At 40.4% G+C, this 9055-nt stretch carries 10 protein-coding genes; 2 read left to right on the forward strand and 8 right to left on the reverse strand.

Going from position 1 to position 9055, the window contains the following annotated elements:
- The 4 genes from AC1DRQ_RS27570 to AC1DRQ_RS27585 form a co-directional block, all read right to left on the reverse strand.
- Positions 1-1649, reverse strand: a 1649-nt coding sequence (locus AC1DRQ_RS27570) for an FAD-dependent oxidoreductase (protein ID WP_477428732.1), incomplete at its 3' end; no start/stop codon positions are given.
- 11 nt (positions 1650-1660) lie between these two features.
- Complete coding sequence (locus AC1DRQ_RS27575; RefSeq protein ID WP_477428734.1) at positions 1661-2236, reverse strand: gluconate 2-dehydrogenase subunit 3 family protein; 576 nt, start codon at positions 2234-2236, stop codon at positions 1661-1663.
- 33 nt (positions 2237-2269) lie between these two features.
- Positions 2270-3058: a glycosyltransferase family 2 protein gene (locus AC1DRQ_RS27580; protein ID WP_477428736.1), complete on the reverse strand. Its 789-nt coding sequence runs from the start codon at positions 3056-3058 to the stop codon at positions 2270-2272.
- A gap of 5 nt (positions 3059-3063) precedes the next feature.
- Positions 3064-3855, reverse strand: a complete 792-nt coding sequence (locus AC1DRQ_RS27585) for a glycosyltransferase (RefSeq protein WP_477428738.1) — start codon at positions 3853-3855, stop codon at positions 3064-3066.
- A gap of 77 nt (positions 3856-3932) precedes the next feature.
- Between AC1DRQ_RS27585 and AC1DRQ_RS27590 the strand changes: the two genes are divergently transcribed.
- A complete protein-coding gene (locus AC1DRQ_RS27590) occupies positions 3933-5270 on the forward strand; it encodes a lipopolysaccharide biosynthesis protein (protein ID WP_477428740.1) in 1338 nt (445 codons plus the stop codon).
- A gap of 9 nt (positions 5271-5279) precedes the next feature.
- Here the strand turns inward: AC1DRQ_RS27590 and AC1DRQ_RS27595 are convergent, their stop codons facing one another.
- Complete coding sequence (locus tag AC1DRQ_RS27595) at positions 5280-6404, reverse strand: acyltransferase family protein (RefSeq protein ID WP_429391999.1); 1125 nt, start codon at positions 6402-6404, stop codon at positions 5280-5282.
- Between the two features lie 124 nt (positions 6405-6528).
- Between AC1DRQ_RS27595 and AC1DRQ_RS27600 the strand changes: the two genes are divergently transcribed.
- The gene (locus tag AC1DRQ_RS27600) at positions 6529-7404 is read left to right on the forward strand and encodes a beta-1,6-N-acetylglucosaminyltransferase (RefSeq protein WP_477428743.1); all 876 of its coding nucleotides are present in this window, start codon (positions 6529-6531) and stop codon (positions 7402-7404) included.
- Here AC1DRQ_RS27600 and AC1DRQ_RS27605 read toward each other — a convergent pair.
- The 3 genes from AC1DRQ_RS27605 to AC1DRQ_RS27615 form a co-directional block, all read right to left on the reverse strand.
- The gene (locus AC1DRQ_RS27605; protein WP_477428745.1) at positions 7364-7897 is read right to left on the reverse strand and encodes an ATP-binding protein; all 534 of its coding nucleotides are present in this window, start codon (positions 7895-7897) and stop codon (positions 7364-7366) included. The genes AC1DRQ_RS27600 and AC1DRQ_RS27605 overlap by 41 nt on opposite strands.
- A 5-nt stretch (positions 7898-7902) precedes the next feature.
- Entirely contained in the window at positions 7903-8238 is a 336-nt protein-coding gene (locus AC1DRQ_RS27610) for an STAS domain-containing protein (protein WP_429391991.1), read from the reverse strand.
- 3 nt (positions 8239-8241) lie between these two features.
- The coding region (locus AC1DRQ_RS27615; protein WP_477428747.1) for a PP2C family protein-serine/threonine phosphatase at positions 8242-9055 on the reverse strand (814 nt) is incomplete at its 5' end.

Consider the following 9055-nt stretch of genomic DNA (forward strand, 5'->3'; position numbering starts at 1 on the left):
TCACAGGCCCGTGCTGTAAGCGCCATATAGGTTAACGAAGGATTTTGACTTGCCGACGATGTCATGCAACTACCATCTGTTACAAATACGTTTTTTGCGGCATGCATTTGGTTATTTCCGTTTAATACCGATGTTTTAGGAGATCTTCCCATTCGGGCGGTTCMCATTTCATGCACCGTACTACCTCCCGGCTTATTATAATTAAACGCATTTATTTCTGTAAAGCCTGCGGYTTCCAACATTTCGCCTGATGATTTACGGATATCGTCCATCATCTTTGTTTCGTTTTCCCTAAATAAAAAATCAATATTGATTAACGGAAGCCCCCATTTATCTTTTTGTGTCTCGTTCAAACTAATCATATTATCATGATAAGGCAGGCATTCCCCCCATCCGGCCATCCATACCGTCCACGGACCTGGAGTTGTAATAGCTTTTTTAAAATCGGCGCCAAAACCCTGGTTAGTATTCATACTATCCTGCCATTCAGATCGTTCGCCATGCCCCTGAATATTAAACCCCCTTGTGTAATCAAGCCCTTCGCCAGGTTTAAGATTTCTATAACGGGGTATTAAAAAGCCACACGGCCTGCGGCCTTTGTAATAGCTGTCTGTATAACCATGGAATTTACCCGATGCACCTGCAGAAGAATGATGATCCATCAGGTTATGCCCCAGTTCGCCGCTATCATTACCGAATCCGTTCGGAAACCTGCTGGATTTAGAATTAAGTAATATACCCGCCGTAGCAATGGTTGACGCGTTTATAAAGATCACCTTTGCGTAATATTCAAAGCTTTCATGAGTTTGGGTATCAATAACCCTTACGCCTTTGGCTTTTTGTTTTTGCTCGTCATATAAAACTTCGGCAACAATTGAATATGGTCTTAACGTGAGGTTACCTGTTTGCATGGCGGCCGGAATAGTTGAACTGTTGCTGCTAAAGTAACCGCCAAAAGGGCACCCCCTTGAACACAAATTCCGGTTCTGGCATGGCCCGCGGCTATCCCAGCCTTTGGTTAAATTGGCCACCCTTGCAATGGTCAATAATCTGTCGCCATTATTTTTACGGATAGAAGCATCTAAATGGTTCTCAATACAATTCAGCTCCATAGGCGGAAGGTATTCTCCATCGGGCAGTTGGTTCAAATTTTCCTTTTTACCGCTAACACCAATGTAACGTTCAACGCAGGCATACCAGGGTTCAATGTCCTTGTACCGTATTGGCCAGTCAACAGCTATACCTTCTTTGATGTTAGCTTCAAAGTCAAGGTCGCTCAGGCGGTAGCACTGCCTGCCCCATGTTAATGATCTTCCGCCAACATGGTATCCCCGGTACCAGTTAAAAGGTTTATTTTGTATGTAGGGATTGTCGGTGTCGTTAACATAAAAATGGGCATTACCGGCATCAGCACCCGTTGATTGAATAGGACTTTCGGCTTTAAATTTTGGTGTATTATTTAACCTGTATTCAAAATCCCAGGGATTTAGTATAGCCGTTGGGTAATCTGTAATATGCCTAACATCCCGGCCTCTTTCCAAAAGCAATGTTTTCAGGCCTTTTTTACAAAGTTCCATAGCTGCCCACCCGCCGCTGATGCCCGACCCAACAACTATAGCATCGTAATTAAAATTGCCCGTATTAGCCATATATTATTAAATTATTTGGTCGCCCATGCCCGTTGATTGTTCCTTAACGGTATACACGCCTCATAAGTTGCAGGAATATAATCATAGGCCATACCTTTGGTAGCACCTAAAAAGGATGTACAGTAGCCTTGTACGGTTAAATCTCTTAATTGATAAAAAAAGGATGGACCAAAAAGCTTTTTCCTTACTTTGTTCAGAATCTCCGGCGAATAGTTTCCCTTATCCTCAAAATGCTTTAATACTTCGTTTTTTTCGATGTTATTACAATCCGTAAATTGTTTATGATAATGGGTATAGGTATGATGTTCAAGTGAGCTTAAACCAGCCAAAAATGATTTTTGCGCTTTTCTCTCTGTATTTTCGGTTATCATTTTGATGATAAAATCGTGCACTTTGGCATCTTTAGCACCAGGTGTATCTGTACGCGGGATAATAACATCTGCAAGAGCCGCAATCAACTCTCTTTTTTGTGAAAGTAATTCAATAGGGATGCCACCGTCAGACTTTAAAAATTCATATAATACCCCTGAAGAAACACCAAGTGTAACAACTCCCAGAATGCCTTTTAGAGCCGTTTTCCTATTCATTTATTTTAATCATTGGGGTAAGTGTAAGATTGCTCATTTTATTTTCGGGGTTACCAGATAATCATAGCTGTGTTTAACATTGCGATACAGTGCCCTAACAACGCTGATTAAAGGATTCGAACTTTGCCTGAAATCACTACGCGTAAGGGTCATGGTGCTTGGTTCGTCGTTTGAGTTTCGCTGGTCAAACAATCCCTTGTAATCCTCATAAAACATTCCCTTTCCTTTATTTTTAAGGAAAGACATCGCCATCAGAAATTCCGTACGATCGCCTTTTATACCTTCACGATACCTGCCAAATTTTTGCAAAAAATTACTTCTGCGCAAATGCGGATGATCGCTGTAACAATGGAATTTGCGATAACCGGGGTACCATATCTTAAACACCATTTCCGAAAATCCCGCCCTGAATGGCTTGAGATAAGGATACTTAAAGTAAGCGTAAAACCGAACTATATCAATATCATGTCTTTCGTTCATGATATCCAGCGCATCTTTTAAATGTTGCTTGTAGCCGGGGAAAGGATCAAAATCTTCTTGCACGTATAAAGTATAAGCTGTTTGCACAGCTTCCTGTCCCTTGTTTATGTTATTGCCCAAACCTTTGTTAACAGGTGTAGTAATAAGGCGAAAATTATACTTATTGCTTATTGTTTTGAGGTATCCCAGGTGTTCCGGCTTACTTCCATCGTCAGATACTACAATCTCGCCAAAAACTATTTGTTGCGTGGCAAAAGTCTGCAGCAATCTTTCGAGCGACCGGCTCCTGTTGTAATGTGTTATTAATAGAGTAACTGCACTAAACTGATCTTGAATCATCATTTAAATTACTTTTTAAGAAGGACATCGTAAGTGCATTTTAACAATTTAAACTGCAGGTAACCCTGGCGGGCGGCCAGGGCAAATATATTTTTGCTCTCGCGCCAGCCGGCCCGCCCCATGGTGCTTGGCTCATCAGGCGAGTTTTTTTGATAAAAAAGCTCGTTAAACTGATCAAAAAACAGGCCCCGCCCCTTTTTCTGTATAAAAGAAACAGCCATACCATACTCGGTGAGGTCGCCTTTAATTCCTTCCGGATAGCGCCCAAACTTTTCCAGAAACGTACTTCGTCGCAGATGCGGGTGGTCGCTGTATACATAAAATTTCAGATGGTTATTTGCCCATAGGTAAGGTTTAAAGATCATTTCAGAAAAACCTTTGCCGATGAGTTTTAAATAAGGGTACTTAAAATAGGCGTAAAATCTTATAATATCCAGGCCCTTATCCTCATTCATAAACTGCAGGGCATCTTTAAAATGGGTCGCAAAAACCGGCTTGGGTTCAAAATCTTCCTGCACATATAAAGTATAGGGTGTATGCACGGCGTCCTGACCTTTATTAATATTATTGCCCAGTCCTTTATTAACCGGGGTGGTTATCAGTTCAAAGTTAAAATCCTGCTGTAGTGCTTTAACCTTTTCCAGGTTTTGGGGTTTGCTGCCGTCATCAGACACCACAATATCCCCGAAAGTTATTTCAAGCGCTCTGAAAGCATTTAATAATCGCTCCAACGACCCGCTGCGATTATAATGTGTGATCAATAAGGTAACATCCTTGAAATAATTTTCGTTTACATCCATAATTAAAATCTGCATATCCTGCCCGGAGAATGATGTGTTTTTATTCTCTTTGCAGATAGTGATTTTTTTACGAAACTATGTTTAGAAAAGTTTATAATCTTATCCACAACAAATATATTTTATCACTGGCAGGTAATGTGATCATGTCGGGTCTGGGGCTGATAACCATGACACTGATCTATCGTTCATTATCAAAAACGGAGGCCGGAACATGGGTGTTTTTTCAATCCATACTTCTATTGGTTGATACTTTCAGATCGGGGTTTTTAACTACAGCTTTTATAAAATTTTATGCGGGCTCCGGAGAGGAACGTGCGCGTGAGGTTTCTGGTTCGGCCTGGTTACTTGGGCTTATGGTTACGGGCTTGCTGGCACTCATAAGCCTTACATCATTTCTTTTCCTGAACTATATACCCGATGAAGGGCTTCTATTATTTTTCAAATGGTCTGGAGTTTACTATGTCATTTCACTGCCTTGGTTTCTGGCTACCTGTGTTATACAGGGCGATCAGCATTTTGGTAAGTTGCTGTACATACGACTGTGCAACCAGGGGAGTTTTGTCGTGTTTATCCTTATTTTAATTATTATTCAAAAGATTAATCTGCAAAATGTGCTTTTCATGTACCTTTTCTCCAATGCCTTAACCAGTTTATATGCTTTGTTTAAAGGCTGGACACGTGTCAGTAATCTTAAACATCGTACCAAAACCTGCATCAGGGATATTTACAATTTTGGTAAATTCAGTGTTGGCACATCATTAAGCGCCAATATGTTTGGCACTTCCGATACGTTCATCATTAACTTTATGCTGGGCAAACCTGCCCTTGCCATTTATAACCTTGGCCAAACCCTTATGCAGCTTATTGAGATACCTCTGCGTAGCTTTGCGGTTACTGCTATGCCCGAACTGGCGACCGCATATAATTCAAATGACCGCCAGGGAGTTATAAAGATCATGAAAAAATATGCGGGTATGCTATCCATCATCCTGATACCGGTGGCACTTGTTGGTGCCGCACTGGCAGATGTGCCAATTTATATTATTGGAGGCGGCAAGTATGTGGGTACTGAGGCTGCAAACGTTTTCCGTCTTTTCCTTACGTTTGCCATTTTATTCCCGGCCGACCGTTTCTTTGCCCTGACACTTGATGTAATACACCGTCCGCATGTAAACTTTTATAAGGTGTTGGTTATGCTTGCTGTTAACATAGCAACCGATTTTTTGGGTATCGCCTTAACGCACAATGTTTACGGAATTGCCTTTGCTACGGTGTTCCCAACAATAACAGGCTCTATCATAGGGTACTTCGCCCTAAACAAATACTGTAATTTTACTTATGGAAGTATCTTCAAAACAGGCTACTATGAAACTATTGCTTTGGTAAAACAAACATTCGCTCCCAAAGTACTATAAAAGGTCGATCTACCAGAGCCACCACCCTTTTTTACCGGGTTCTTTTTTGGTGGAAATATTAAACCGCATTTCGATATGTTTAAATGTCCATGCCGATAATAGCCAGATGATGGCATAGTTCAAAATAAAAAGATATGCATAAGCTGAAGGCGGAAATTTGAGCACCCGGATAAATACGATATTGAACAGGCTGAGAATAAGTGTATGTATCATGTATATGGAGTACGAATACTGACCTGTAAGGTGAAGAAAGCGCGATCTTTTCAATAATGCCGAAAGCCGACCTTTTTCAAAAGCAAAGATGAGTATCGTTACAAAAAACAACAACTCGTAAATAAAGCCATAGTCTTTAAAAACAGATCCGTACCAAACAAAACCAACCGTTACGAGCAGCGCGGCCACTTCGAGGAAGCTAAACAGACCATTGCTAAGCGTGCGCAGATATATTTTATAGCCGTCAAAAATATTAAAGCAAACCACGCCGATGAAGAACCCCATGATGCCGCGCAAAAAGCCGTAATCAAAACTGTATATCAACCTCAAGCCGCCTGTGCATACGTATATTACGGCTCCTGATGCGATGATCACCAAAGCGTAGATGAGCAATCTGCCTTTTGTAAAGCCGCTACGGTTGATAAAAAGCATGGTTAAGCCAAAAACTAAGTAGGCGATCATCTCGGCGCTGATTGACCAACTTGCGATGTTCCAGCTTACATCATGAATACCCTGAAATTTGACCGAGTTGAGCAAAAAAACATTGGTAATAAAGGTGTACAGGTTGTTGCTTACATTATCAACCTTATTAACGTGCACATAGCCTGATGCCGAATGTTTGGAAAGCTCAATGGCTACAAATATCAGCAACACAATAAAATGGAGCGGATATAACCTAAAGAACCTTTTTTTATAAAACCGGCCAAGCTCATTTCCGGTTTTTATAAAACGATAACTATAGGCGATCACGAAACCGCTGAGCACAAAAAAGAAATCGACAAAGAGATCGCAATTGTAAATAAACTCGTTGTTGATAATTGGCGTGGCAGAAAAAGCACTGAGGTGAAAAAACACAACCAGGCTCGATAGTATACCCCTGAAAATATCCAGAACCTCGAATCTTTCTTTTGTAGCAGTCATTTTTTAATAAACGGTTCTGATAATGTATCGTCAAGAAGGTTATTCGTTAACAAAATGGTATCCTTGTTTGCGTGTTATACGTATTAATATTTAATGTTGTTTTAATGAATTATAAAACGGATATATGAAACTGGCCCATCTTATCCTTGCCCACAACGAACCAAAACAGTTGGAACGGTTAATTTCACGTTTGGCGCATCCCGATGCCGATATATATATCCATATTGATAAAAAAACATCCATTGTTCCTTTCGAATATTTAAAAAACATCAAAGGCTTGTTTTTTATACAAAACAGGGTAAAGGTTTACTGGGGATCATACAATATGGTGGAAGCTACTTTGAATGGATTTAAAGAGATCTTGTCGTCCGGAAATACTTATCAATACCTGAACCTGTTAAGCGGGCAGGATTATCCTTTAAAACCGGCAGCGTTTATTCACCGGTTCCTTGACGAACAGGCAGGCAAAGTTTTCATGAACTTTTTAAAATTTGACCCAGACTGGACCGAAGCCTTACCGCGCATACAACAATATCATTTCAATAACTGGCGCATGCAAGGCAGATATATACTTCAAAGTATAGTTAACAAATTGCTCCCGGCACGCCGCATGCCTAATGGGCTTATTCCGGTAGGCCGCTCACAATGGTTTACCATACCCATAGCGTGTGTCAGTTATTTACTGGAATACTGGCAGCATAATCCTAAACTGCGGCGTTTTATTAAACTAACCTGGGCTCCCGACGAGTTCATATTCCAAACCATCCTTTATAATTCCGACTATCAAAGCCATATGGTAAATGACGATTTGAGGTATATCGACTGGTCGGCCGGGGGAGTAAGCCCAAAAACACTTACAATGTATGATACAGCTGCGCTTATCAATTCGGGCAAGCTATTTGCCCGAAAATTTGACAAAAACACAGATTCGGCTATACTTGATCTGCTTGACCAAACGATCAATCCTGATTTAAAAGCATATGAACACGAAAAGTATTGAGTCCGGTAACAGGGTTATACCGGTAGATAAATTCCTCGGCCGATCGCGTAATGATCAGCAAACCGAAATGCTCCATGATATCAACAAAACTCAACGCGGTTTTATTTTCCTCACAGATAAACCTCGCCTGGTGATCATTTTCAATAACCGCGTAAATGCTGTACAGATCATCCCGGCTTAATTGTACTTTACTTCCGGTGTTTGTAAATTGAGACAAGAAATTATTAGGATTAAAGGGGTTGCCGTGGTCACTTTTTTCAATGATGAGGTATTCTTTGCTGATGGATATGCTAATAGATATTTCGGCATCGCCAGTATGTTTAATTGCGTTGGTGAGCAATTCGGTAATCACCATTTCAATTTCAAAATGCCGGATGTGCCGGCCGGCACATCCGGATAAATGCCCGTTTATAAATTCAAGAATCTCCCTTAACGAGGTTATGATGGATAACCTTGTATTTTGAAAGGAAAACCGCTGAACGATGGGATACATACCGTTTATCGTGAGTTAATGGCATCGTTAAAACTACCGTATATCTTAAATACTTTATCCAGGCGTATCAGGGAAAAAAGGTTGGCGACATCCTCATGCATATCAACCAAAATGATATCCGATTTATGCGACAGCACATATTTAAGAGCTGCCACCAGCGCACCGAGGAATGAACTGTCAATATACTGCACCGCTTTCATGCTGATGATGAGCCTTTTTTGATGCTGATCAAAAAGCTGTACCAATTTATCTTTAAATATATCAGCATTATTAAGGTTAGCTTCCTGTATATTCAGGCTAAGCAACAGGTTATTATCGTCTTCTTTATAAATTGTTACCATAGTTTAATTTTTATATATGCTGATTATACTTTGATCATCAACCTGTCTGTTCAGGTTATTATTAAATAGGCTATCCTTCAAATATTCAAAATTACCAGCCTGCCCTAAAAAGCTGCCAAGCTTTTTAGAAAACTGCTCATAATCGCTTTTTTTACCCGTACTATCTGTAAAATCAATCATACCATCTGTAAATACAAACAGCCCGTCGCCTCTTTGTAATATGATCTCCTGTTCGTCATAATTTCCGTTGGCAAACAAACCTAACAACAAGCCTTGAGAGCCAATGGTTTTAAGCTGGCCTGCAGCGGTCTCATAATGCAGCAAAGGCAGGTCTCCTGCTCCCGAGTAAGTAATACGGCCTGTTTCGGTGTTGATCAGCAATAATGACAAACTTGATAATATGTCTTTCAGTACATCATCAAAACAAATTACATCATTTACCTGCTTTAAAATTTTTGCCGTTGAGTATTCGCCGTTGTAGGCCGCAAACCTTACGGCCGATCGTACGTAGCTTAAAAAACCAAAAGTAAAAAACCAGGCCATCCACTTTTTACCCATGACATCGCCCAACACAATAAAGTTGTGGGTATCATTCACTTTAATAAAATCAATAAAATCGCCGCCCGGAATATCATGGTAAGCCTGGTGCCAAAAATCAATGGTATAACCATTTATTACAGGAGAACCAACTGGTATTGATTTAATATTAAGAGACTTAGCTGCCTTTTTTATTTCGAGCTCGGAAAGTTCGCGTTGTTTTTCAACAGCAAATAGTATGTTATTCACCTTTGATACGATCACATTGACAGATGTATCC

The sequence above is a fragment of the Mucilaginibacter sp. P4_E8 genome (assembly GCF_056401495.1).